Source organism: Streptomyces sp. NPDC091271 (assembly GCF_044757505.1).
Lineage (GTDB): Bacteria > Actinomycetota > Actinomycetes > Streptomycetales > Streptomycetaceae > Streptomyces.
Map to the genome: position 1 here is coordinate 509,230 of NZ_JBIVVD010000007.1, position 22,010 is coordinate 531,239.

Sequence of the window (22,010 nt, forward strand, 5' to 3'; positions counted from 1 at the left end):
GTCAGCGCAGCGGGGCCTCCCGGACCAGCGCCATCAGCGCCTTCGCCCCCGGGGTCATGGCCTGGGCCGGCGGCAGGACCACGACACTCTCGTAGGCCGGCCGGTGCGCTCCGTCGAGCTCCACCGCGACCAGGCCCCGGGCCTCCGGCTTACGGGAGAAGTGGTGCGGCACGACCGCGATCCCGAGGCCCTCGTGCACCAGCTCCAGCAGGCTGTGCACGTCGTTGACCTCCAGCGCCACCGTGCGGCGGACCCCCGCCGCGGCGAACGCCTCGTCCGCCGCGCGCCTGGGCCCCCAGTCCGGGTGGAAGTCGATGAACGACTCGCCGCGCAATTCGCCCCACGCCACCCGCACGTCCTCCTGGGCGAGCCGGTGACCAGGGGCGCACAGGACGACCATGGGCTCCCGGGCCAGCGGCACGAGCTCGCCCCGCCACTCCGGCGGGCTCACGGTCGCGGCGAACGCCAGGTCCAGCCGCCCGCCGGCCACCCCTTCGAGCAGGCTGGACGTGCCCTCCTGCCGGAGCCTGATCTCCATGTGCGGATGCTCCCGGTGGAAGGCCGCGAGCAGCCGCGCCGTGCTGACCCCGGCCACGCACTGCTCCACCCCCAGCGTCAGCGTGCCGCGCAGCAGTCCCCGTACGGCGTCGACGGCGTCCCGCGCCGCCCTGGCACCCGCCAGCGTGCGCTCCGCCTCCACCAGCAGGGCCGCCCCCGCCTCGGTGAGCCGGACCGTGCGTGTCGTACGGCTGAACAGCGGCGTCCTCAGCTCGTGCTCCAGCGCGCGGACGGACGCGGACAGTCCCGACTGGGACACGGCCAGACGCTCGGCCGCCCGGGTGAAGTGCCGCTCCTCGGCGACCGCGACGAAGTGCTCCAACTGACGCAGTTCCATGATTGAGCAATCTAACCGATGAATCCCAGCGGAATCTCCTGTTGGACCGCTGGATCGTTCTCCGCCAGTCTTGGGTACGCGCACCGGTCCTGGCGCGCCAGCCCGTGCCCCGTGGAGTGCCCCTATGTACGTTCCGTCCGCCGACCGCTACGCCGCCATGCCCTACCGGCGCACCGGACGCAGCGGCCTGCTGCTCCCCGCGCTGTCGCTGGGGCTCTGGCACAACTTCGGAGGCGACCGTACCCCCGAGAGCCAGGGCGAGATCCTGCGCAGGGCCTTCGACCTCGGCATCACCCACTTCGACCTCGCCAACAACTACGGCCCGCCGCCCGGCTCCGCCGAGACCGCCATGGGCCGCGCCCTGAAAACGGACTTCGCCGGACTCCGGGACGAGATCGTCATCTCGACCAAGGCCGGCTACCACATGTGGGAGGGGCCGTACGGGGAGTGGGGCTCCCGCAAGAGCCTGCGCTCCTCGCTGGACCAGAGCCTGACCCGGCTCGGCCTCGACTACGTCGACATCTTCTACTCGCACCGCTTCGACCCCGACACCCCGCTCGAGGAGACGATGGGCGCGCTCGACACGGCGGTGCGCCAAGGCAAGGCGCTCTACGCCGGCGTCTCCAACTACTCCGCCGAGCAGACCCGCGAGGCCGCCCGCATCCTGAACGAGCTGGGCACGCCCCTCGTGATCCACCAGCCGCGCTACTCCATGCTCGACCGCTGGGTCGAGGACGGACTGCTGGACGCCCTCGACGAGCTCGGCACCGGCTCCATCGCGTACTCCCCGCTGGAGCAGGGCATCCTCTCCGACCGCTATCTGAACGGCATCCCGGAGGGATCGCGCGCGGCGGGGAGCAGCCCCTTCCTGTCGGCCGAGGCCGTCACCCCCGACCTCGTGAGCCGACTGGGCGCACTGAACGAGCTGGCCCGCGAGCGCGGACAGTCCCTCGCCCAGATGGCGCTCGCGTGGGTCCTGCGCGGTGGCCGGGTCACCTCCGCGGTCGTCGGAGCGAGCAGCGTCGCCCAGCTGGAGAACAGCGTGGCGACGGTCGGCAACCTGGAATTCGGCGAGGACGAACTCGCCCGGATCGAGCAGCTCGTCAAGGGCACCGCCCGCGCCTGACCTCCGAGCCGTCCGCCGCCCGTGCGGCGGACGGCTTCACCGGACTGGACCAGTGGCAGATCACCGCCGCCCTGGTCCGGCGCTGTCCCGGCGCGTACCGTGATGCGGCACGAAGATCCTCTTCCCGGGAACGGGCGGGGGAGCGACCGACCAGCGACAGGACCGCGCACGTGAAGATCCTCGTCAGCGCCGACATGGAAGGCGCCACCGGAGTGACGTGGCCGGCCGATGTGCTGCCCGGCACCCCGCAGTGGGAACGGTGCCGTGCGCTCTTCACCTCCGATGTGAACGCCGCCGCCCTCGGGTTCTTCGACGGGGGCGCCGACGAGGTCCTCGTCAACGAGGCCCACTGGACCATGCGCAACCTGCTCCTGGAGCGGCTCGACGACCGCGTCCAGATGCTCACCGGCAAGCACAAGTCCCTCTCCATGGTCGAGGGCATCCAGCACGGCGACGTCGACGCCGTCGCGTTCGTCGGCTACCACACGGGCGCCGGCACGGAGGGCGTGCTCGCCCACACCTACCTCGCCAACTCCATCACCGGTGTCTGGCTGAACGGGGTCCGCGCCAGCGAGGGCCTGCTCAACGCCCAGGTCGCGGCGGAGTACGGCGTCCCTGTCATCCTGGTCACCGGCGACGACCTGACCTGCGAGGACGCCCAGGGCTACGCCCCCGAGGCGCGTACGGTGGCGGTGAAGGACCACGTCTCGCGGTACGCCGCCGTGTGCCGCACCCCGGCCCGTACCGCCGCCGACATCAGGGCGGCCGCCGCCGGCGCGACCGCGCTCGCCGGGCGCCGCACACCCGTGACGAGTGGCTCGTACACGGTGGAGCTGGAGTTCGACGCCGAGCATCTGGGGGCCGCCGCGACCGTGGTCCCCGGCGTGGCGCCGAGCGGCGAGCGGCGCGTCGTCTATACCAGCGGGACGATGTACGAAGGTATTCGCACATTCAAGGCGGTGACGACGATCGTGTCGGCCGCCGTGGAGGAGCAGTATGGCTGAGGCGGGCAACCCCACCGGACCGGTCGACGAGCGGGCGCTCGAAGAGTCGGTGACGTTCACCTCCGAGCTGATCCGGATCGACACCACCAACCGGGGCGACGGCACCTGCCGGGAACGACCGGCCGCCGAGTACGTCGCCGAGCGGCTGGCGGACGCCGGACTGGAACCGGCCCTCCTGGAGCGCACGCCGGGACGGACCAACGTCGTGGCCCGGATCGAGGGCACCGACCCGTCCGCCGACGCCCTCCTCGTCCACGGTCACCTCGACGTGGTGCCCGCGGTGGCGGAGGACTGGACCGTGCACCCCTTCTCCGGGGAGGTGCGCGACGGCGTCGTGTGGGGGCGCGGAGCCATCGACATGAAGAACATGGACGCGATGGTCCTCGCCGTCGTCCGCGCCTGGGCACGTGCGGGCGTACGCCCGCGCCGCGACATCGTCATCGCCTACACGGCCGACGAGGAGGCCAGCGCGCACGACGGCGCCGGCTTCCTCGCCGACCGGCACCCCGAGCTCTTCGAAGGCTGCACGGAGGGCATCAGCGAGTCCGGGGCCTTCACCTTCCACGCGGGACCCGGCATGTCGCTCTACCCCGTCGCGGCGGGGGAACGGGGCACAGGGTGGCTGAAGCTGACCGCCGAGGGCAAGGCCGGCCACGGATCCAAGGTCAACAGGGCCAACGCCGTCAGCAGGCTCGCCGCCGCCGTCGCCCGGATCGGTGCGCACGAGTGGCCGGTGCGGCTGACCCCGACCGTACGGGCCGCGCTCATCGAGATCGCCGCGCTCCACCACATCCGCGTCGACCCCGACGCCCCAGGGTTCGACGTGGACGAGCTGCTCGGCAAGCTCGGCCCGGCCGCCGCACTGATCGAGCCGACCGTGCGCAACAGCACCAACCCGACGATGCTGGAAGCCGGTTACAAGGTCAACGTGATCCCGGGCCACGCCACCGCCCAGATCGACGGACGCATGGTCCCCGGCGGCGAGGACGAGTTCCGCGAGACCCTGGACCGGCTGACCGGCCCCGGCGTCGACTGGGAGTTCCAGCACCGCGAGGTCGCGCTCGAAGCCCCGGTCGACTCGCCGACGTACGCGAAGATGCGCGCGGCCATCGAGCTGTTCGACCCGGACGCCCACGTCGTCCCGTACTGCATGTCGGGCGGCACGGACGCCAAGCAGTTCTCGCGCCTCGGCATCACCGGCTACGGCTACTCCCCGCTGAAGCTGCCCGTCGGCTTCGACTACCAGGCGCTGTTCCACGGCGTCGACGAGCGGGTCCCCGTCGACGCCCTGCACTTCGGAGTCAGGGTCCTGGACCACTTCCTGCGCACCGCCTGACGATCCGCACCGCCCGACCGAAGAGGGGGAAACCGACCATGGCGTCCACAGCGGCGTACGGCACATGGCCGTCACCGATCGACGCGGCGCTGGCCGCGTCGCACGACGGCAGGCCGGAGTTCGCCGGCACCGTCGGCGACGAGGTGTGGTGGACGGAGCCGCGCCCCGCCGAGGGCGGCCGCCGCGCCCTCGTACGCCGGAGGGCCGACGGCAGCGCCCGGTCCGTGCTCCCCGAGCCGTGGAACCCCCGCAGCCGCGTCATCGAGTACGGCGGAGTGCCGTGGGCCGGTGCGCCCCGCGAGGAGGGCGGGCCCCTGGTCGTCTTCGTCCACTTCCCGGACCAGCGGCTGTACGCCTACGCGCCGGACGGGCCCGACGAACCGTGGCCGCTCACCCCCGTGTCGGAGCTCGGCGGCGGACTGCGCTGGGTGGACCCGCAGTTGCACCTCGGGCGCGGGGAGGTGTGGTGCGTGCTGGAGGAGTTCACCGGCGCCTCACCCACCGATGTGCGGCGCGTGATCGCCGCCGTGCCGCTGGACGGATCGGCCGCGGGGAACCGCGGCGCCGTACGCGAACTCACCGACGACCGGAACCGGTTCGTCACCGGGCCCAGGCTGTCGCACGACGGCCGCCGGGTTGCCTGGATCGCCTGGGACCATCCGGGGATGCCGTGGGACGGAACCGTCGTGAAGATGGCCGACGTCACGGCGGACGGCGCTTTCACCGGGGTCCGGCCCCTGGTCGGCGACATCGACGAATCGGTCGTCCAGGTGGAGTGGGACCGCGACGGATCGCTGCTCTTCGTCTCGGACGTCGGAGGCTGGTGGGAGCTCCAGCGCCTCAGGCCCGACGCCGTCGCCGGCGCGGTCGTGCCCACCAGCCGCCTCTGCGGCGGCCGGAGCGAGGAGTTCGGCGGGCCGCTGTGGAAGATCGGGCTGCGCTGGTTCCAGCTCCTGGACAACGGTCTGATCGCCGTGATCCACGGCCGGGGCACCACCGCGCTCGGTGTGCTCGACCCGGAGACCGGTGAACTCGTCGACGCCGTGGGCCCCTGGACCGCGTGGGCGGAGACGCTCGCCGTGCAGGACACCAGGGTCATCGGCATCGCCGCGAGCCCTCACAGCTCGTACGAGGTGGTGGAGCTGGACACGGCCACGGGGCACACCCGGACCATCGGCGCCCACCACCAGGACGCGGTCGACCCCGCCTACCACCCCGAGCCGCAGATCCGCAGCTTCACCGGACCGGCGGGCCGCGAGATCCACGCCCATGTGTACCCGCCCCGCCACCCCGACCGCACCGGACCCGACGAAGAGCTGCCGCCCTACGTCATCTGGGCGCACGGCGGCCCCACCGGGCGTGCCCCGCTCGTACTCGACCTGGAGATCGCCTACTTCACGTCCCGGGGCATCGGCGTCGCGGAGGTGAACTACGGCGGTTCGACCGGCTACGGCCGCGCCTACCGGGAACGGCTCCGCGGGCAGTGGGGCGTCGTCGACGTGGAGGACTGCGCGGCCGTCGCCCTGGGGCTGGCCGAGGAGGGCTCCGCCGACCGTGACCGGCTGGCGATCCGGGGCGGAAGTGCCGGGGGCTGGACCGCCGCCGCCTCCCTCACGCGGACCGATGTCTACGCCTGCGGAGCGATCAGCTACCCGATCCTCGACCTGGAGGGCTGGGCGACCGGGGAGACGCACGACTTCGAATCGCGGTACCTGGAATCGCTCGTAGGCGCGTACGCCGAAGTGCCCGGGCGTTACCGGGAGCGCTCACCCGTCAACCACACGGACGGGCTCACCGCCCCGTTCGTGCTGCTCCAGGGCCTGGACGACCCGATCTGCCCGCCCGTCCAGTGCGAGCGCTTCCTCGCCGCGACCGAGGGGCGCGGGATCCCGCACGCCTACCTCACGTTCGAGGGGGAGGGGCACGGCTTCCGGCGCGCCGACACGGTGAGGCGCGCCCTGGAGGCCGAACTCTCCCTGTACGCCCAGACGTTCGGGATCGACCGCCCCGACGTGCCACGGTTGGAGCTGAAGAAGTGACCCTGGAGCCCCTCGCCCGCCCGGCCCGGCTGCGGCCCGGTGCCAGGGTCGCGGTCGTCGCTCCCAGCGGCCCCGTGCCGCCCGAACGGCTGGAGCGCGGCCTCGATCTGCTGCGCGGATGGGACCTCGACCCCGTCGTGGCCCCCCATGTGCTCGACACGCACCCGGAGCTGGACCACCTCGCCGGTACGGACGAGAACCGTGCGCGGGACCTCCAGGAGGCCTGGTGCGACCCCTCCGTGGACGCCGTGCTGTGCGCGAGGGGAGGATACGGCGCCCACCGCATGGTCGATCTCCTGGACTGGCGCGCGATGCGGGCGGCCGGGCCCAAGGTGTTCGTCGGCTACAGCGACATCACCGTGCTGCACGAGGCCTTCGCCCTGCGGGCCGGGTTCTCGACCCTGCACGGACCGATGGTCGCCACCGAGGTCTTCCTCAAGGACGCCGACACCCAACAGGCCCTGTGGTCCACCCTGTTCGAACCCGAGTCGGTGCAGACCCTGGGGCTGGACACGGCGGTCGCGCTGGTGCCCGGCACGGCCCCGGGGGTCACCTACGGCGGCTGTGCCACGCTGCTCGCAGCTGACGCGGGCACCCCGCGCGCCCGGACCTCTGTCCAGGGCGGGCTGCTGATGCTCGAGGACACGGGGGAGGAGCCGTACCGGCTCGACGGCGTCCTCACCCGGCTGCTGCGCGTCGGCGCCCTCGACGGGATATCCGGTGTGGTGTGCGGCTCCTGGGAGGGCTGCGGTCCCTACGAAGGGGTGCGGGCCGTGCTCGCCGACCGGCTCGGTGGTCTCGGTGTCCCCGTGGTCGAGGAGCTGGGCTTTGGTCACGGCCCCACGGCGCTGACCGTCCCTCTCGGTGTTCCGGCGGTGCTGGACGCGCCGGCCGACGGCGGCCCTTGCACGCTGACCTCCCAGGTCCCGGCGCTGGTCTGACGGCCCGTGGGGCCGGGCGCCGTCGCGGGGGTCCGTTCCGGAAAACTCCGCCCACGTGCGTTGACAGCGGTATGAGGTGTGTCACAACATGGGCCTGGCCCGGTACTTACCGGTCGGTAATGTGTCCTCGGTGTGGAGGTCCATGTGTCGCGTGCTGTGCCCAGATTCCGCCGTCCACGTCCACTCGCCCTGCTCGCCGGGGCGGCGCTTCTCGCCCCGCTCGCTCTGACCGGCGCCCCACCCGCGTCGGCGGCCGACCAGTACACCGTGACCCCACTGGAGTTCACCGTGCGGGCCGGCGACCGGTCCTGCACGGTCGACGCCGACCTCTACCGGCCGGCGGGAGTCGACGCGCAGCACCCTGCCCCGGCCGTCCTCGCCACCAACGGCTTCGGCGGCAGCAAGTCCGACGGCTCCACCGACGTCATCGGCAAGGCCTTCGCCGAACGCGGATACGTCGGACTGGTCTACTCGGGGCTGGGCTTCGGCAAGTCCGGCTGCCTGATCACGCTCGACGACCCCGCGATCGACGGCAAGGCGGCCTCCCGGCTCGTCGACTTCCTCGCCGGTACCCGCGCCGCCGACGACGGCACCAAGGCCGACTACGTCACCGCGGACGCACCGGGCGACCCGGTGGTCGGCATGATCGGCGGCTCGTACGGCGGGGCCATCCAGATGGCGACCGCCTCCGCCGACCACCGCGTGGACGCGCTCGTCCCGCTGATCACCTGGAACGACCTGGGGTACTCGCTCGCCCCGAACGCCGCCGGAGCGTCCCGGGGTGTCTCCTCCGACACGCCCGGTGTCTTCAAGTGGCAGTGGACCAACGGTTTCTACCTGATGGGCGAGGGCCAGCCGCTGCTGGTCCCGGGCCTCGACCCCTCGCGCTTCGGCAGCCTCGGCTGCCTCCACTTCGCCCAGCAGGCGTGCGACACCATCCGCCTCCTGAACTCCGGCCGCTATCCGGCCGAGGCGACCGAGGAGATGCTGACGTACGCGCGGAGCGTCTCACCGGCCTCCTACCTGTCCGGTGTCACCGCGCCCACACTGCTCGTCCAGGGTCAGGCCGACAGTCTCTTCAACCTCAACGAGGCCACGGCCACCTACCGGGCGCTCGAGGCCCAGGGCACCACGACGAAGATGATCTGGCAGGCCTGGGGCCACAGCGGCGGCTCCGTACCCGGCGAACTCGACCTGTCCACGGGTAATCTGGAGACCAGCTACGTCGGGCAGCGCATCCTCGCCTGGTTCGACCGCTACCTCCATCACGACAAGTCCACCGCCACCGGACCCGAGTTCGCCTACTACCGCGACTGGGAGAGCGGCTACGGCACCGCGGCCGCCGTCCCCGCCCTGTCCCGCACCATGTACCTCTCCGGCGACGGCGCCCTGGTGGACAGCCGCTCGAAGGTCACGCGCGGCAGCCGGCAGTACACCAACTGGCTCGTGCCGACCAGCCACTCCGAGAGCTCCCTCGCCGGACTCATCGGGCTGTCCGACCCGGCACCGTACGACACCAAGGGCACCTACCTCGGCTGGACCGGTGCGCCACTGACCGAGCCGGTGGACGTCGTCGGCGCGCCGAAGGCCACCCTGAAGGTCGTCTCCCCGAAGACGGAACGGGTCCAGAACAGCGGCGACGCCGCGGACAAGCTGACCCTGTTCGCGAAGGTGTACGACGTGGCACCCGACGGGACCCAGAAGCTGGTGAACCGCCTGGTCGCCCCCGTCCGCGTCCCCGACGTCACCCGCCCCTTCACCGTCGAGCTGCCCGGCATCGTGCACCGGTACGAGACCGGGCACCGGCTGCGGTTCGTGATCGCCGCGAGCGACACGGCGTACTTCGGCAACCGGGGCATCAAACCGGTCACCGTGGTCAGCGCCCCGCAGGACACCGGCGTGCTGGAACTGCCCGTGATCGGCTGACCGTCACCCGTACGGCTCCGCTCCACCACTCCCCGGACCCGGGACGGCGCCATCCTGGGTCCGGGGACCGCCGTTCCCGGCCCGGCACCAGGACGAGCGAAAGGGCAGCGCATGAGCCCCAAGGACGTATCAAGCGGCACCGCGAGCGCCTTCTCGCCGGCCCGGATCGCCGTCATCGTGCTGGCGATTCTGGCGATCGTCTTCATCTGCGTGAACACCGACGAGGTCACCATCCGCGTCATCATCCCCAAGGTCCCGATGCCGCTCTGGGCGGCGCTGCTGGGCGTCTTCCTGGCGGGCGGGCTCTGCGGGGCCTATCTGTTCCGCAGGCGGGCGGCGCGGTAGGCGACAGTGGTCCGGACCGTTCGCGGCGGCGCCGACGGCCATCCTCTTCCGTCCCCGCGCCACCGGGCCGGGGTGCGGCCGTCTGAAAGGTGTCGCCGGGGGTACGCGCGCCTCATCACCCGCTACGCGTACCGGACGGCAGCGGGCGGCTGAGGAGGATGCGAACGTGCGGACTGTCGGTGTCGAGGAAGAACTGCTGCTTGTCGACGCGGAGAGCGGTGACGCCCGCGCGCTGTCGACGGCGGTGCTGGCCCTGGCGGAACGCCGGGCCGAGGGGGACTCCGTCTTCGAGTCCGAACTGCACGACCAGCAACTGGAGTTCGCCACCGAACCACGTGCCGTGATGGACGACCTCGCGGAGGAGATCCGCCGCTGGCGGGCGGAGGCCTCACACAGCGCGGCCGAGGCCGGCGCCGCCGTGGCGGCCCTCGCGACCTCACCGCTGCCGGTCAGCCCCTCCATAGGTGACGACGAGCGGTACCGGTGGCTGGCGGAGCGGTTCGGGCTGACCGCACAGGAGCAGCTGACCTGCGGATGCCATGTACATGTATCGGTGGAGTCGGACGAGGAGGGCGTCGCCGTACTGGACCGGATACGGCCCTGGCTTCCGGTCCTGCTGGCACTGAGCGCGAACTCTCCCTTCTGGCAGGGTCAGGACACCTCGTACGACAGCTACCGGAGCAGGGTCTGGGGCCGCTGGCCGTCGGCGGGCCCGGTGGAGGTGTTCGGCTCCGCGGACCGCTACCACGAGCAGGTCCGGCAGCTGGTCGGCACGGGTGTCCTGCGTGACGAGGGAATGATCTACTTCGACGCACGGCTCTCGCACCGCTACCCCACCGTGGAGATCAGGGTGGCGGACGTGTGCCTGGACCCGGCGGACACCGTGCTGCTCGCCACGCTCGCTCGCGGCCTGGTCGAGACGGCGGCACGCGCCTGGCGGGCCGGTGGCCCGCCGGACCCGGCCCCGGTCAGCGCGCTGCGTATGGCCGCCTGGCAGTCCGCCCGCTCGGGCATGGAGGGCCGGCTGATCCATCCCCTCACCATGCGCCCCGAGCCCGCCGCCGACGTCGCGGGAGCCCTGCTCGGCCATGTGGGTGACGCACTGGAGGACAGCGGCGACCTGGCGTCGGCGGACAAGGCGCTGCGGACCCTGCTGACGCGGGGGACCGGGTCCCGGGCCCAGCGTGAACTGCTGGCGGGCTCGGACAGCCTCCGGACCGTCGTGACCGAGTGCGCGGCCAGGACCCGCGGCTGACTGCCGCGGCCGTCCGCGCGGGCACGGGGGCGGCCGCGGGCGGTCACCCGGCGGGATGCCCGCCCTCCGCCTGGGCGTCGACCGCCTCGCCCAGCCGCCTCAGCATGGTGCGGTGCCTGATCTGGAGGACCGCGTCGAGGGCGACGTTGTGCAGGCTGCCGCCGAGCCCTTGCAGCGGGTGCTCGTCGAGCAGCACCAGGGTCTCGTCACCCCAGGGACGGATGTCGAACGAGATGCGCGCCGTGCCCAGGAACCCGCTGTACACCTCCAGCTCGAGCACTTCGGGCCGTTCCAGACGGCGCACGGTGGTACGGCCCTGGAAGTCCTTCGGGCCGAGCCTCAGGGTGTACTCGATGGAGGAGCCCACCTCGGGCCACCGGCCTTCCAGAAGGCGGGAGTCATGCGTTCCCACCACCCATTTTCCGTACTGCTCCGGTTGCTCCAGTACTGCCCACAGAGCCGAGGGCGGGTGATGAATCAGCTGGTGGCGAATGGCCATGGACGCCTCCACACACGGAAACACGGACATCGGACGGGCGGGAACGGCGGCGGGTTCACCGGAAATGCTACGTGGCCCGACGGCAGCCGACATGTCGGAGCCTGCCCCGCCGGGAGCCGTCCCGGGACTCACCCGAACGGCCTAACGGGGCTCCGGTCGGCGCATCGGCGGGCCGCCGCGCCCGTGCGGCCCTGGTCACGGGTGATCCGCCCGAAGTCCTGTTCACCGTAGGAGCGGGCGGGCAGTAGAACGGAAATGCACCATGCCGGCGAACCCACCCGGAAGAATTGAGGAGGGCGCATGCGCGCACTCACCTGGCAAGGACGGCGGGACGTCCGTGTGGAGACGGTCCCCGACCCCGTGATCCAGGATCCGACGGACATCATCGTCCGGATCACGTCGAGCGGTATCTGCGGATCGGACCTCCATCTGTACGAGGTACTCGGCCCCTATCTCACGCCCGGCGACATCCTCGGGCACGAACCGATGGGCGTGGTGGAGGAGACGGGTCGCGAGGTCACCGCCGTCAAGCGCGGGGACCGTGTCGTGGTTCCGTTCAACGTCTCCTGCGGCGACTGCTTCATGTGCGACCAGGGGCTCCAGTCGCAGTGCGAGACCACCCAGGTCCGTGAGTACGGGAGCGGCGCCTCCCTGTTCGGATACACCAAGCTCTACGGGCAGGTGCCCGGCGGACAGGCCGAGCTGCTGCGCGTCCCCTTCGGCAACACCCTGCCGGTCAAGGTCCCGGACGGCCCGCCCGACGACCGGTTCGTCTATCTGTCGGACGTCCTCCCGACCGCCTGGCAGGCCGTGGAGTACGCGGCCGTGCCGCCCGGCGGCAGTGTGACGGTCCTGGGGCTCGGGCCGATCGGCGACATGGCGGCACGCATCGCCCTGCACCGAGGCGCCGAACTGGTCATCGGCGTGGACCTGGTCTCCGACCGTCTGCAGCGGAGCGCCGCGCGGGGCGTCCGGACCCTGGACCTGCGGGAGCACGGCAAGAACCTCGGAGACGCCGTGCGCGATCTCACGGACGGACGCGGCACCGACGCCGTCATCGACGCCGTCGGCATGGAGGCGCACGGAGCGCCCGTGGCCAAGGCGGGGCAGTGGGCCGTGGGCATGCTGCCCGACACGGCGGCCCGCGCGCTCATGGAGCGCGCGGGCATCGACCGCCTCAGCGCCCTGCTGACCGCGATCGACCTGGTGCGCCGGGGCGGCACCGTGTCCGTCTCCGGAGTCTACGGAGGCGCCGTGGACCCGCTGCCTCTGCTCAAGATGTTCGACAAGCAGATTCAGCTGCGGATGGGGCAGGCCAACGTCAGGAACTGGGTGCCCGACCTCCTGCCGCTGCTCGTCGACGACGACCCGCTCGGGGTGGACGGCTTCGCCACCCACCACCTGCCGCTGGCCGACGGGCCGAAGGCGTACGAGACTTTCCAGCAGAAGGCGGACGGCATGGTGAAGACCCTGCTCAGGCCGTGACCGCCCCCGACTCGGGGCAGGAGGAGCGATGACGAACGCACCCCGGGGCCTGCGCGTCGTGGTCACCGGCGCCACCGGAAACGTGGGGACCAGTGTCGTCCGGGCCCTGGCGGGTGACCCCTCCGTGGCCTCGGTACTCGGCCTGGCGCGACGGCGGCCGGAGCTCACCGTGCCCGGCGTGGAGTGGGGCACGGTGGATCTCGAACACGGCGACAGCCCTCGAAGGCTGGCGGAACACCTGGCCGGCGCCGACGCCGTCATCCACCTGGCCTGGCGCTTCCAGCCCACGCACGACCCCGTCGTCACCTGGCGGAGCAATGTCGAGGGCTCGCTGCGGGTCTTCGGCGCGGTTCGGGACGCGGGCGTGCCTGTGCTGGTCCACGCCTCGTCGGTGGGCGCCTACTCGCCGGGGCCGAAGCAGGAGCCGGGGGTGGACGAGCGGTGGCCCACACACGGGTGGCCAGATGCGGCGTACTGCCGGGAGAAGGCGTACCTGGAACGCGTACTGGACACCTACGAGCTACGGAACCCGGGGATCAGGGTGGTGCGTATGCGCCCGGGGTTCCTGTTCAAGAGGACGGCGGCGAGCGAACAGCGCCGGATCTTCGGCGGCCGCCATCTGCCGGGAATCCTGCTCCGCCCCGACCTGCTGCCCTTCGTCCCCGATCTCAAGGGGCTGCGCTTCCAGGTGCTGCACACGGACGACGCGGCCGAGGCGTACCGGCTCGCCGTCACGAACGACGTCCGGGGCGCCTTCAATCTCGCAGCGGACTCCGTGACCGATGCCCGGCAGCTCGGCGAACTGCTCGACGCCCGTGTCGTACGCGCCCCGACGGCACTGGTGCGGAGCGCCCTGGCCGCCGCGTGGCGGACGCACGCCGTGCCCGCCTCCCCGCACCTGTTCGACGCCGTGCTGCGGCTCCCGGTCATGAACAGCGCCCGGGCCCGGGAGGAACTGGGCTGGCGGCCCGCCTACTCGGCCACCGAGGCGCTGACCGCCTTTCTGCACGGAGTCTCCCGAGGCGAGGGGGAGGACACCGCCCCGCTGGCCGGCAGCCGGTGGGGATGAGCGCACCCGTCGAACTCAGGGCGGCCGCCCGGTCCCTGGGCTGAGCCGACCCTTCCCGTAACGGGGAGACATGTGTGGGCCGGAGCGCAAAAATGGTCCGCATGCGCACACTTGTGGTCCTCGACGCCCCCTCGAACCTCGGGCTGCGGCCCCCCGCACCCGGCACCGTGCCCGGCTGCTACAAACTGGCCGGCGCGCTCCGTGAGCAGCGGATCGTGCAGCGGCTCGGAGCGTTCGAGGGCGGTGTCGTCGTACCGCCCCGCTACGACCGCGGCGACTGGCAGGAGGGCGACGGCGTCTTCAACGCCACCGCCATCGCCCACTACACCCGCACGCTCGCCGACCGTATCGAGGGGCACGTCAGGGCGGGTGAGTTCCCGGTCGTCCTCGGAGGCGACTGCTCCATCCAGCTCGGCGCCACCCTCGCCCTGCGCCGCATCGGACGGTACGGGCTCGCCGCGATCGACGGTTCGGCGGACTTCCGGCACCCGGGCAACAGCGACCGGATCGGCGCGGCGGGCGGCGAGGAGCTGGCCCTGTCCACCGGACGCGGGCAGGCCGATCTCACCGACCTGGAAGGGCTGGGACCCTATCTCAAGGACGAGGACATCCGGCTCTTCGGCATGCGTGACCAGGACGAGGACCGCGCCGAGATGACCGCACTGAAGATCTCCAACGCGACGGTGGGGGAGATCAGGGAATGGGGGCCCGCCGACATCGCCCGCGCCGTGGTACAGACCCTGGAGGTCTCCGTCCTCGACGGCTTCTGGGTGCATCTCGACGCCGATGTGCTCGACCCGGCCGTCATGCCCGCCGTCGACAGCCCCGACGACGGAGGCCTGTTCCCCGACGAACTCGCCACGCTGCTGCGGACCCTGGTCCGGTCACCGCGCTGCGTCGGTCTCAACGTCACGATCTACGACCCCGATCTGGACCCGGACGGCACAGCCGGCGCTCTGCTCACCGATCTGGTCGTCGGCGCCTTCGCCGAGGAGCCCGCCGGCTGAGCACGTCAGGCGGATACGTTCCGGTCGACGTACTCGAAGACCGAGCCGTCCGGGTGCAGGGCGATGAGATTGCGGCCGGCCGGGGTGGGCACCGGGCCCGCGATGACCTTCGCGCCCACCCTCGTCAGCGCCGTGTGCGCCTCGTCGACGTCCTTGACCGCGATGGTCGCCGACACCTTGCGCAACACCTCCAGCTGCGACTCGGGGCCGCTCATCAGCAGAAAGCAGCCGATCGCGGCCACCGAGACCCCGCCGCGCTCGAAGCGCTGTGCCGGAGTGCTGGTCAGGCCCTCGTAGAAGGCCACCGCGGCCTCCAGGTCGTCGACACAGATACGCAGCGTGGTTCCCAGGATCTCCATGCCCACGAGGGTAGTTGCCGACCCCGCGGCATGTGATCGATTCCCTGCCACGCTGCACGGATCACGCCCGGCAGAGCACCTCGCCGTGGGGCACCATGAACCACGCGTCGGGCTCCTCGCCCCACGCGCGCCAGGCCTCCGAGATCGCCGTCAGCTCTCCGGCGCTCGCGTGCCCGCCGTCCACCGCCAGCTTCGCGTACACCGACGCGGTCGTGCGGTCCGCCCACAGGCCGCTCCACCAGGCCCGGTTCTCCGGGGTGGCGAAGCACCAGGCGGCCGCTGTCGGGGTGATGTCGGTGAAGCCCGCCTGCCGCGCCCAGGACAGCAGGCGGCGCCCGGCGTCCGGCTCGCCGCCGTTCGCACGGGCCACCCGGCCGTACAGCTCCAGCCACTCCCGCATCCCGGGGACTTCCGGATACCAGGTCATGGCCGCGTAGTCGCTGTCGCGGGCCGCGACGATGCCGCCCGGTCGGCAGACCCGCCGCATCTCGCTCAGGGCCAGCACCGGATCGCTGACGTGCTGGAGCACCTGATGGGCGTGGACCACGTCGAACGAGTCGTCGGGGAAGTCCAGGGCGTGGACGTCGGCCGTGGTGAACTCCACGTTGTCCACGCCGCGTTCGGCGGCGTTCCGCGCCGCGCGCTCCAGTACGTCGCTGCTGGTGTCGACCGCAGTCACCCGGCCGGGCGCCACCAGGGACGCGATGTCCGCGGTGATGGTGCCCGGCCCGCATCCCGCGTCGAGAACCGCCTGGCCCGGGCGGAGTTCGCCGACCAGGTAGGCCGCCGAATTGGCGGCGGTGCGCCATTGGTGCGAGCGCAGCACCGACTCGTGGTGGCCGTGTGTGTAGACCGCTGGTTCCTTCGGCATGGCCGTACGTCCTCTCTCGGACCTCAGTCGCAGGCGATGGAGTCGACGGTACGCCGCGATGTCGCATCCTGAGATAGGCGTCTCATGATGTGGTCGTCGTGTGGTCTCCCGTCATACCTGCATCGGGCAGTACACCGTCAGCGCCTCGGGCAGCTTGTCGATCAGCAACTCCGTCCCGGAGTGGGCAACTTCGCCGTCGTACGCGTAGGGAGTCCCCGGCGCGAGGCCGGCGAGCCGCACCCGGCGGCGGCGTACCGCGGCGTGGACGGGCGACCGGCTGAGCGGTCCGGCGATCGCTGCGGCGAGCAGCCGGAGTCCGGGGGTGCGGCCGCCGTGCACCACGCGTACGTCCAGCAGGCCGTCCGCCAGGTTGTGGCGGCGGCCCGGGGCCGGCCCCACCCGCCGGAACAGCCCGTTGCCCACGAAGAGCAGCCACAACGGCCGCCGCTTCCCCTGGAGTTCCGCCGTCAGCGGGCGCGATCCGCGCAGCGCCTCGAAGGCCGCGAGCACTCCGGCGGGCCAGCCGCCGATCCGGGGGGCCCAGTGCTCCCGGGTCCGAACGAGCTCCGGATACACACCCAGGCTGAAGGCGTTGAGGAAGTAGCCGGGCGCTCCGTCGGGTCCCAGTGGCCCGGGCCTGAAGCGGCCCAGGTCGACCCGGACCGCGTCGCCCGTCGTGAGTGCCGTCACCGTGTCCTGCACTGTCTCGATGCCGAGGTCGTAGGCGAAGTGGTTGAGAGTCCCGCCGGGGAACACGGCGAGCGGCAGGCTGTGGGTCGCCGCGACGGCCGCCGCCATGTTGACCGTACCGTCGCCTCCGCAGACGCCCAGGGCCCTGCCCTGCCCCGCGGCCTTCTCCAGGCATCCCGGCAGATCGGCGGGCGCGCACTCCACCGTCTCCGCGAGCGGCAGCGCGTCGCGGATCATCGTCGCCGCCGCGGTCGCGGAGCCGGACTCCCGGTTGACGACCACCACGAGGCCTTGGCCCGACGCCAGTGCGGGTGCCTCGGCCGGCGGGCGGCCGGGGGCCGGGAGCTGTCCACGGGTCGGTACGACACCCCGCAGTGCGAACGCGGCTCCTACGCCGAGCGCCGCACCTGCCAGCACATCGCTCGGATAGTGGACCCCGGTGTAGACGCGGGAGGCCGCCACAGCCGCAGCCACCGGGGCGACGACCGCGCCCCAGCCCTTCGACTCCATGGCGACGCCGGTCGCGAAAGCCGCCGCGGACGCGGCGTGCCCCGACGGGAAGGAGGTGGTGAACGGCTGCCGCTTCAGCTGTCTTATGACCGGAACCAGATCCACTATCGGGCGCTCCCGGCGCACCGCTCCCTTGCCCACGGTGTTGATGGCGGCCGAGGCGACGGCCAGCGAGGCGACCCCGCGCAGCGCCGCCCTGCGGGACCGCGCGCTGGAGCCCAGCGCCGCCATGCCCGCGGCGGCCCCGAACCACAGCAGCCCATGATTGGCGCTGCGGCTCAGCCGTGGCAGGACCGGCTCGGCGCCGGGCCAGTGTCTTTCGGCCACGCGCTGGAACGCGGCGAGATCCCGCTGGTGGAACCAGGCCCGCCAGCGGCCGGGGGAGGAGAGGCTGCTCGTTGTCGACATGGGACAGCGAATACCCTGCGACCGGGCGGTGAACCAGGAGGCGCGCACAGCGAGCCCCGTCGGATCTCGGCGGAATCGGGTGAGATGCGGGGAATCACCCCCGTCCCGCCCGCTCCATGGCGCCGAGGACGTTGCCCGGACAAGATTCCTGCCGCTAGCCTGCGTTCGTGATTCCGGTCATTGGCCGGAGTGTCGAACGAGATAGGCGGGCGATCATGGGACGACTCGTCCCTGCGGTGACCAGGGCGCTGGATGTCCTCGAGCTCTTCCTCCAGAGCGAGGGAACCCTCTCGGCGCCCGAGGTCACCCGCAAGCTCCAACTGCCGCGGACCACCGTGCATGAACTGCTCACCACACTCGCCGCGCGGTCCTACCTGGTCACGGTCCCGGAGCAGCCGGGCCGCTACCGGCTCGGCGTGCGCACGTACCAGCTGGGCAGCCGCTACGCCGAACAGCTCGACCTCGCGGCCGAGGGGCAGCAGGTGGCCCGTGAGGTCGCCGAGACCTGCGGAGAGACGGTACACGTGGCGATCCTGGAGGGCACCGAGGTCATCTACATCGCCAAGGTGGACTCCACCCACGCCGTCCGCATGGTCTCAGCCGCGGGCCGGAAGCTGCCCGCGCACTGCACCTCCGTCGGCAAGCTGCTGCTCGCGGCGCTCCCGGAGGCGGAGCTCGACGCCCGCCTCGACGGACGCGAGCTCATCGCCATGACCGACAACAGCCTGACCGACGCCACGGAGCTGCGGGAGGCCCTCGCCGTCGTCCGCAAGCGGGGCATAGCGGTGGAGCACCGGGAGTCGAACCCGGATGTGAGCTGTGTGGCCGCGCCCGTCCGGGACCGCTCCGGGCGGGTCGTCGCCGCGCTCTCCATCTCGGTGCCGATGATCCGCTGGAGCGAGGAGCGCGAGGCGGAACTCGCCCAGCTCGCGGCGGGCGGTGCCGACGCGCTGTCCGGCCGGCTCGGACACCACCGGCCGCAGATATGAGGCCGGCCCTGGAGGTGGCCGTGCGTGAGCAGGCCGAACTGGGTGAAGGCCCCACCTGGGACCCGGCCACCGGGCGGCTGATCTGGGTCGACATCCTCTCGGCCCGCGTCCACACCTACGACCCGTCGACCGGCCGCCGTACGGTCATGGCCACCGGCCAGCACGTCGGGGCGGCGAAACCCCGGGCGGGCGGCGGCCTCGTGGTCGTCCTGAGGGACGGAACCGGACTGTACGACGCGGCGGGTGCCTTCTCCTGGCTGGTCCACGATCCCGTCCCCGGCCGGCGGGGCAACGACGCGGCCGTGGCACCGGACGGCGCGCTCTGGGCGGGCACCATGCGCTACGACGAGGCAGAGGGAGGCGGCACCCTGTCCCGGATCGCCCCGGACGGCACGGTCAGCCGCGCCCTGGACCCGGTGACCGTCAGCAACGGCACCGGCTGGAGTCCCGACGGCCGGCTCATGTACTACATCGACACCACCACACGGCGTATCGACGTCTTCGACGTGGACGGGGAGCGCGTCCTGAACCGGCGTGCCTTCGCCGAGATCGAGCAGGGCGCCGGATGGCCCGACGGGCTGACGGTGGACGCCGACGGCTGTGTGTGGACCGCCTTCTGGGACGGCGCGGCGATCCGGCGCTACACCCCCGACGGCCGGGTGGACCGGGTCGTGGACCTGCCGGTCCGCCGGCCCACGGCGTGCGCCTTCGGCGGGCCCGGCCTCCGCGACCTGTACGTGTCCACCGCCCGAACGGGCCTGGACTCCCCGCACCCGCTGTCGGGCTCCCTGCTCGTGCTGCCGGACGTGGGGCAGGGGCTGCCGGGGACGCCGTTCGCCGGATGAGCGGGCCGGGTGGACGGCGTGCGTATTTCTGCCGCCTCCGGGGCCGGTGCGCGGGCGGACCCCGGGGAACCTCCGTATAAAGGGGCCAGAGGGACGCAGGCGGAGGGAGACCCCGGGATGCAGTGGAGCGAGCGGCAGCAGCCCCGCCCGCCCGGGGAGGACCACGGCCCGGTCCGGTACGGGCCGCCCGCCCCCGACCCCGGCCTCCCCGTCCTGCCCGAGCTCGCCGGCGTACTGGCCGCGTCGGCCGCGCGTACCCGTCCCGAGCCGCCCGGTGGCGGAACGATCCTGCGCGAGGCGGCCTGCGCCTACTGGGAGCGTCGGGGCCTGCACGGCGGTCCGGAGGGCATCGCGGCGGCCCCGGGCGCCCAGCCACTCCTCCTCGCCCTGATCGCGGCGTACGGCGGCGACGTGCTCATGCCCCGGCCCTGCCCGGCCACCTGGATGCCCCAGGCGCGGCTGCTGGGCCGGCCCGCTTACCACGTGCCGACGCCCGCCGAGTGCGGCGGCATCCCCGACCCGTACGCCCTGCTGGAGACCGTGCGCAGGGTGCGTGCCGAGGGGGGCAGGCCACGGCTGCTCCTGATCTCCGTGGTCGACGACCCGACCGCGACCCTCGCCCCGCCGGAACTGGTCCGGGAGGCGTGCGAGGCCGCCGTCTCCGAGGGGCTGCACATCGTCAGCGACGAGACCTGGCGCGACACCCTGCACCGGCCCCACGACACCGTCCTCCTGAGCCCCGCCGAGATGTGCCCCGACGACGTCACCGTCCTCTCCGACCTGGCCGGGGCCCTCACCCCCTCCGCCTGGCCGGTGGCCGTCGCACGCTTCCCGGCCACCGCGCGCGCCGCCGCACGCCGCGCCCGGGTCCTGGACATCCTCACCGCGCTCGGCGCCTTCGTCGCGGAGCCGGTGGCCCGGGCCGCCGCCCACGCGCTGGGCGAGCCCGAGGCCGTCAGGGAGAGGGTCCGGCAGGCGGCGCACCTCCAGTCCCACGTCGCCTCCGCCGCGCACCGCGCCGTGCTGACGGTCGGCGCCCTGGCCAGGCCGCCGCAGGCCGGCCGCCACCTCTACGCCGATCTCGGACCGCTGCGCACCCGACTGGCCGCCCGGGGCGTCACGGACTCCATGGAGCTGGAGGAGTACCTGACGGAGCGGCTCGGTACCCCCGCTCCCGGCGGGCACCGGTTCGGGGACGAACTGGGAGCGCTGCGGGTGCGGCTGAGCACCGGACCGCTCCTCGGCTCAACCCCGGAGCAGCAGACGGAGTCCCTCACTGCGGTGGAGCCCTTGAAATTGCCCCATGTCGCCCGAGCACTGAGCATTTTCGCAGCAGCCCTCGATGAACTCCGATGACAGGAGCCTCTCGATGACGGAACAGACCGAGCGTCCGTTCGCCGGAACCGGCCGTGCGCCCAGCCGTCCCGTCGACGCTCCACGACGCCTCGGTGAGCTGCGGATCTGGCCCCGCAGCTTCGCCGACCGCCTCACCGCACCCCTCCCGGGTGTCAGGGGCATGACCCGTCTCGCCAGGGAGCGTGCCCTGCGGCCCAACGCCGAAGGGCTCCGGGGCGTTCACCGGCTGCCGTACGCCCCCCAGCCGCTCCCGGTCACGGACACCGGCACGACGGCCGTGACCTGGGCCGGACACGCCAGCTGGATCGTCCGCATCGGAGGACTCACCGTCCTCACCGACCCCGTCTGGTCGCGGCGCATCCTGGGCACCCCCGCCAGGATCACCCCCGTCGGAGTCCCCTGGGAGGCACTGCCGCCCGTCGACGCGGTCCTCATCAGCCACAACCACTACGACCACCTGGACGCCCCCACGCTCCGCAGACTCCCTAGGGACACCCCACTCCTCGTCCCCGCGGGTCTCGGCCGCTGGTGCCGGCGCCGCCGCTTCACCTGCGTCACCGAGCTCGACTGGTGGGAGTCGGTGGAACTGGGCGGAGTCCGGTTCGACTTCGTGCCCTCCCACCACTGGTCCAAGCGCACCCTCCTGGACACCTGCCGGTCCCTGTGGGGAGGCTGGGTGCTCGGCGACGCACAGGGACGGCGGCTCTACTTCGCGGGGGACACCGGCTACGGCCACTGGTTCAAGGAGATCGGCCTCCGCTACCCCGGCCTTGACCTCGCGATGCTGCCGATCGGGGCGTACGAACCGCGATGGTGGCTCTCGGACGTCCACACCGACCCCGAGGAGGCCGTGCAGGCGTACGAGGACCTCGGGGCCCGCGCGATGGCCCCCATGCACTGGGCGACGTTCCTGCTCTCCGCCGAGCCGGTCCTCGAACCGCTGACCAGGCTCCGTACCGCCTGGCAGCGGGCCGGGCACCCGCGCGCCGACCTCTGGGACCTGCCGGTCGGCGCCTCACGCGTCCTGGAAGCCTGACCGGTGCCCCGCCGGCGCA

At 72.5% G+C, this 22,010-nt stretch carries 20 protein-coding genes; 15 read left to right on the top strand and 5 right to left on the bottom strand.

The window, feature by feature from the left end; genetic code table 11:
• Nucleotide 1: 1 nt before the first annotated feature.
• Complete coding sequence (locus ACIQM3_RS29405; RefSeq protein WP_401629549.1) at nt 2–895, bottom strand: LysR family transcriptional regulator; 894 nt, start codon at nt 893–895, stop codon at nt 2–4.
• A gap of 124 nt (nt 896–1,019) precedes the next feature.
• Here ACIQM3_RS29405 and ACIQM3_RS29410 point away from each other — a divergent pair, with 124 nt between their 5' ends.
• From ACIQM3_RS29410 to ACIQM3_RS29445, 8 genes are all read left to right on the top strand, one after another.
• The gene (locus tag ACIQM3_RS29410) at nt 1,020–2,021 is read left to right on the top strand and encodes an aldo/keto reductase (protein ID WP_401629551.1); all 1,002 of its coding nucleotides are present in this window, start codon (nt 1,020–1,022) and stop codon (nt 2,019–2,021) included.
• A gap of 170 nt (nt 2,022–2,191) precedes the next feature.
• Nucleotides 2,192–3,025: a M55 family metallopeptidase gene (locus tag ACIQM3_RS29415; RefSeq protein WP_401629553.1), complete on the top strand. Its 834-nt coding sequence runs from the start codon at nt 2,192–2,194 to the stop codon at nt 3,023–3,025.
• Nucleotides 3,018–4,361, top strand: coding sequence for a M20/M25/M40 family metallo-hydrolase (locus ACIQM3_RS29420; RefSeq protein WP_401629555.1), 1,344 nt, complete (start codon nt 3,018–3,020; stop codon nt 4,359–4,361). Before ACIQM3_RS29415 ends, ACIQM3_RS29420 begins: the two co-directional genes overlap by 8 nt.
• Nucleotides 4,362–4,399: 38 nt before the next feature.
• Nucleotides 4,400–6,400: a S9 family peptidase gene (locus ACIQM3_RS29425; protein ID WP_401629558.1), complete on the top strand. Its 2,001-nt coding sequence runs from the start codon at nt 4,400–4,402 to the stop codon at nt 6,398–6,400.
• Complete coding sequence (locus ACIQM3_RS29430) at nt 6,397–7,341, top strand: LD-carboxypeptidase (RefSeq protein ID WP_401629561.1); 945 nt, start codon at nt 6,397–6,399, stop codon at nt 7,339–7,341. The genes ACIQM3_RS29425 and ACIQM3_RS29430 overlap by 4 nt, the downstream gene beginning before the upstream one ends.
• A 132-nt stretch (nt 7,342–7,473) precedes the next feature.
• The gene (locus ACIQM3_RS29435; RefSeq protein WP_401629563.1) at nt 7,474–9,267 is read left to right on the top strand and encodes a CocE/NonD family hydrolase; all 1,794 of its coding nucleotides are present in this window, start codon (nt 7,474–7,476) and stop codon (nt 9,265–9,267) included.
• 111 nt (nt 9,268–9,378) lie between these two features.
• Complete coding sequence (locus ACIQM3_RS29440; RefSeq protein ID WP_401629566.1) at nt 9,379–9,612, top strand: DUF1049 domain-containing protein; 234 nt, start codon at nt 9,379–9,381, stop codon at nt 9,610–9,612.
• Between the two features lie 166 nt (nt 9,613–9,778).
• Nucleotides 9,779–10,867, top strand: coding sequence for a glutamate--cysteine ligase (locus tag ACIQM3_RS29445; protein WP_401629568.1), 1,089 nt, complete (start codon nt 9,779–9,781; stop codon nt 10,865–10,867).
• Nucleotides 10,868–10,910: 43 nt separating this feature from the next.
• Here the strand turns inward: ACIQM3_RS29445 and ACIQM3_RS29450 are convergent, their stop codons facing one another.
• Complete coding sequence (locus ACIQM3_RS29450; RefSeq protein WP_401629571.1) at nt 10,911–11,366, bottom strand: SRPBCC family protein; 456 nt, start codon at nt 11,364–11,366, stop codon at nt 10,911–10,913.
• Nucleotides 11,367–11,666: 300 nt separating this feature from the next.
• Between ACIQM3_RS29450 and ACIQM3_RS29455 the strand changes: the two genes are divergently transcribed.
• The 3 genes from ACIQM3_RS29455 to ACIQM3_RS29465 all read left to right on the top strand — a co-directional run bounded on the left by ACIQM3_RS29455 (nt 11,667) and on the right by ACIQM3_RS29465 (nt 14,927).
• Entirely contained in the window at nt 11,667–12,851 is a 1,185-nt protein-coding gene (locus ACIQM3_RS29455; protein ID WP_401629574.1) for an alcohol dehydrogenase catalytic domain-containing protein, read from the top strand.
• 28 nt (nt 12,852–12,879) lie between these two features.
• Complete coding sequence (locus ACIQM3_RS29460; protein ID WP_401629577.1) at nt 12,880–13,920, top strand: NAD-dependent epimerase/dehydratase family protein; 1,041 nt, start codon at nt 12,880–12,882, stop codon at nt 13,918–13,920.
• A gap of 101 nt (nt 13,921–14,021) precedes the next feature.
• Complete coding sequence (locus tag ACIQM3_RS29465; protein ID WP_401629580.1) at nt 14,022–14,927, top strand: arginase family protein; 906 nt, start codon at nt 14,022–14,024, stop codon at nt 14,925–14,927.
• 5 nt (nt 14,928–14,932) lie between these two features.
• Here ACIQM3_RS29465 and ACIQM3_RS29470 read toward each other — a convergent pair whose 3' ends face one another.
• The 3 genes from ACIQM3_RS29470 to ACIQM3_RS29480 all read right to left on the bottom strand — a co-directional run bounded on the left by ACIQM3_RS29470 (nt 14,933) and on the right by ACIQM3_RS29480 (nt 17,765).
• Entirely contained in the window at nt 14,933–15,286 is a 354-nt protein-coding gene (locus ACIQM3_RS29470; RefSeq protein ID WP_401629584.1) for a VOC family protein, read from the bottom strand.
• A 61-nt stretch (nt 15,287–15,347) separates the two neighbouring features.
• Nucleotides 15,348–16,157: a class I SAM-dependent methyltransferase gene (locus ACIQM3_RS29475; protein WP_401629587.1), complete on the bottom strand. Its 810-nt coding sequence runs from the start codon at nt 16,155–16,157 to the stop codon at nt 15,348–15,350.
• A 111-nt stretch (nt 16,158–16,268) separates the two neighbouring features.
• A complete protein-coding gene (locus tag ACIQM3_RS29480) occupies nt 16,269–17,765 on the bottom strand; it encodes a bifunctional phosphatase PAP2/diacylglycerol kinase family protein (protein ID WP_401629590.1) in 1,497 nt (498 codons plus the stop codon).
• Nucleotides 17,766–17,980: 215 nt separating this feature from the next.
• Between ACIQM3_RS29480 and ACIQM3_RS29485 the strand changes: the two genes are divergently transcribed.
• From ACIQM3_RS29485 to ACIQM3_RS29500, 4 genes are all read left to right on the top strand, one after another.
• Nucleotides 17,981–18,754, top strand: a complete 774-nt coding sequence (locus ACIQM3_RS29485; protein WP_401629592.1) for an IclR family transcriptional regulator — start codon at nt 17,981–17,983, stop codon at nt 18,752–18,754.
• On the top strand, nt 18,751–19,599 hold the full coding sequence (locus ACIQM3_RS29490) for an SMP-30/gluconolactonase/LRE family protein (RefSeq protein WP_401629595.1): 849 nt from the start codon (nt 18,751–18,753) through the stop codon (nt 19,597–19,599). Before ACIQM3_RS29485 ends, ACIQM3_RS29490 begins: the two co-directional genes overlap by 4 nt.
• Nucleotides 19,600–19,716: 117 nt before the next feature.
• Nucleotides 19,717–20,955 carry an aminotransferase class I/II-fold pyridoxal phosphate-dependent enzyme gene (locus ACIQM3_RS29495; RefSeq protein WP_401629597.1) on the top strand — a complete coding sequence of 413 codons (1,239 nt, stop codon included), beginning with the start codon at nt 19,717–19,719 and terminating at the stop codon, nt 20,953–20,955.
• 13 nt (nt 20,956–20,968) lie between these two features.
• Nucleotides 20,969–21,991 (top strand): MBL fold metallo-hydrolase, encoded by a 1,023-nt coding sequence (locus ACIQM3_RS29500; protein ID WP_401629599.1) that lies wholly within the window; start codon nt 20,969–20,971, stop codon nt 21,989–21,991.
• Nucleotides 21,992–22,010: the final 19 nt, after the last annotated feature.